Genomic DNA, 606 nt, shown 5'->3' with positions numbered 1-606 from the left:
ATGAAGATTCTCGTGCCCGTCAAGCGCGTCGTCGACTACAACGTGAAGATCCGGGTGAAGCCGGATGGTTCTGGTGTCGAGCTTGCCAATGTGAAGATGTCGATGAACCCGTTCGACGAGATCTCGGTGGAAGAGGCGCTGCGGCTGAAGGAAGCCGGCAAGGCGGAAGAGGTGGTGGTGGTCTCGATCGGCCCTGCCAAGGCCGAGGAGACGTTGCGCACCGCGCTCGCCATGGGCGCCGACCGGGCGATCCTGGTCGAGACCGATGATGCGGTCGAGCCGCTGGCGGTCGCCAAGATCCTCAAGGGTGTGGCCGATGCCGAACAGCCGGGATTGATCATCGTCGGCAAGCAGGCGATCGACGACGATTCCAACCAGACCGGCCAGATGCTGGCGGCATTGCTCGGTTCGGCCCAGGCGACCTTCGCCTCGAAGATCGAGATCGGGGACGGCAAGGCAACTGTCACCCGCGAGGTCGATGGCGGCCTGCAGACGATCGAGATCAAGCTGCCGGCGGTGATCACCTCGGATCTGCGGCTGAACGAACCGCGTTATGCCTCGCTGCCGAACATCATGAAGGCGAAGAAGAAGCCGCTCGACAAGAAG

At 62.7% G+C, this 606-nt stretch carries 1 protein-coding gene; it reads left to right on the top strand.

The window, feature by feature from the left end:
* Positions 1-606: electron transfer flavoprotein subunit beta/FixA family protein (locus AF337_RS34935; RefSeq protein ID WP_049735687.1), on the top strand; the 606-nt coding region annotated here is incomplete at its 3' end.

The sequence above is a fragment of the Rhizobium ecuadorense genome, from assembly GCF_001187535.1.
Classification (GTDB): Bacteria; Pseudomonadota; Alphaproteobacteria; order Rhizobiales; family Rhizobiaceae; genus Rhizobium; species Rhizobium ecuadorense.
The sequence above is the reverse complement of the archived record's forward strand: the minus strand, read 5'-3'. Positions and strand labels throughout refer to the sequence as shown.